Here is a 1,862-nt window from a genome sequence, read left to right as displayed (position 1 = left end):
GAAGAGATACTGCGGTTCGGAGGCGTGGCGGTGATGGTTGCCGAGCTTGTGCGCCTGCCAATGGTGGCATCTCGCCGCCTCCAGTTGGCGGCGGAGAAGTCGGGCACGATGGGGCTTATCATCCGCCGATGGCGCCGGCAGGCAGAAGCCACGGATTATGGCCGGCCGACCGCCTCGGCCACCCGGTGGCGCATATCCATCATGCCCTCCGAACGCCTGCCGGTGGCCGGCGTCGGCCGCCCGAGGTGGTTACTGGAACTGATGCGCGCGCGTGCGGGTGAGTGCTTCGATATCGAGGTCGGCGCCTGTGATGAGCGCGGACGGCTGCAAGCGGTCCATGCTGGTCAGGATCAGTGGAGGATGGCGCGATGACGCGGCCGAAGCTGAAGGACTTCCGCGGAGAGACGATCGACATGGACTGCCGGCGCTGTGACCGGCATGGCGTCTACGACCGCAAGGTACTGGTGAAAAAGTTCGGCGCCCGGATTGAGTTCATGGAAATCCGTCGCCGGCTCGCCATCGGTTGCGACCTCTACGGGACCGACCGATGCGAAGCAAACTTTCCCTGCTTGCTTGCCGCTAACATTCTGATCGACAGGGGGAAGACGTGAGCGACGACACCCCCCCGCCCAACGCAAGAGTTGCGCGCTGGGCAACAGTGCCTGAAATGGCACTTACCCCACCTTCAGCATCCGCTCCAACTTCCGCAACGCTTCGTGCGGCTCGTTCTGGACTTGCTTCCTGGCAGCCGTCTCTTTTGGCTTTTCGTTCTCCTGGACGGCCATTTCGGCCAAATATCGGAGAACAGGAAGCGAGCTTTCGTCCGCTAGCTCGATGACACTTTCCAGGTGATAACGGATCAGGTCTCTGTTTCGGTGCATCGATATACTCCATTCGGTTGCAACCGAATAAGATTGCCTCAACCGAAAAGATCCAACAGTCCGAAATCTGCTCTATGAAGATTGGCATTACGGTACGTAAGTGGTTAACGCCGTAACGGTTGTGTCACGCTGTCAGGCAAGGACCCGCCGTAGTCCCAGATATAAGCTCTTCATCACCGCAGCCGTGTTAATGCATCCGAACTTCCCTGGCGGCTGCGATGAATTCTTCGCGCGCAGCCTCTGCTTCAAGGCGCCCTTCAACCGCTGCTTTGCAAGCCACCCGCGCTTTAGCAAAGCGGGGTCCGGATCGATTTGGCCATTGATCCGTCAAATAGATCAGAGCGTCGAATGGTCCTGACACTGTGCGCGTTCCAATCATCCCGAAATGGATTTCAACCGGCGCCTTCCATGCGTTGGTCATGGCACTCCTCCCAGTTTAGCGATGTCCGTAACGCGGCTCGTCTCTTTTCGTTTCATCGAGAATGTCGAAGAAAATTCCTAATCCGTGGCCTTCGCCGAAGCGCCGTCAGAGGGCCGTTGATGCGCGAGACGCTTCGCGCGCAGTTCGCGAGTTTTCTCCTCGCGCGCCTTCCGTGCCGCGTCTTCAAGCTCTTGTGCGACGCGTTTGCTTTCATCAAGGTCCCCCCAAAGCGACCCGAACTTTGCCTTGGGTCTTCCGTCACTCATTGTTCGCCTTTCTCCTCGTGTTACGAGCCGCTGTGCTTATTCACGTATCGTCGCCAATTCACCGGTCATCTCGCGCATAAAACATGCGCGCCGACGTTTCGATGATGGATCGGTGCTTTCTCGGGTCGAAATGCACAGCCGGGAAAGTTTCGAAGAGATACTTCGCGAAGCTCTCCACGTTCTGTGGCGTCTTATCGAACCACGGCTGCGCGATTATTTCGTCGAATAGCGACTTGAGCGCTCCCAGTTCCTCAGGCTCGAATGTGCCTTTGGTGAAAAAGCTGGAGCCCATCT

The 1,862-nt window shown here is 58.1% G+C and carries 2 protein-coding genes and 2 pseudogenes; 2 read left to right on the top strand and 2 right to left on the bottom strand.

Annotated features, from left to right (window positions below; genetic code table 11):
- Window positions 1-372, top strand: a pseudogene (locus AC1Q6Z_RS35240) (damage-inducible mutagenesis protein); the annotation flags it as partial.
- Window positions 369-611, top strand: a complete 243-nt coding sequence (locus AC1Q6Z_RS35235; protein WP_492650746.1) for a hypothetical protein — start codon at window positions 369-371, stop codon at window positions 609-611. The pseudogene AC1Q6Z_RS35240 and the gene AC1Q6Z_RS35235, both read left to right, overlap by 4 nt.
- Before the next feature lie 457 nt (window positions 612-1,068).
- On the opposite strand, the gene AC1Q6Z_RS35230 is transcribed toward AC1Q6Z_RS35235, so the two are convergent.
- Window positions 1,069-1,302 carry a DUF982 domain-containing protein gene (locus AC1Q6Z_RS35230; protein WP_256121511.1) on the bottom strand — a complete coding sequence of 78 codons (234 nt, stop codon included), beginning with the start codon at window positions 1,300-1,302 and terminating at the stop codon, window positions 1,069-1,071.
- 324 nt (window positions 1,303-1,626) lie between these two features.
- Window positions 1,627-1,862 (bottom strand): annotated as a pseudogene (locus AC1Q6Z_RS35225) (hypothetical protein); the annotation flags it as partial.

It is taken from the genome of Shinella sp. GW835-FHT14H05, from assembly GCF_058793575.1.
This window is presented reverse-complemented; position numbering and strand designations above follow the sequence as displayed.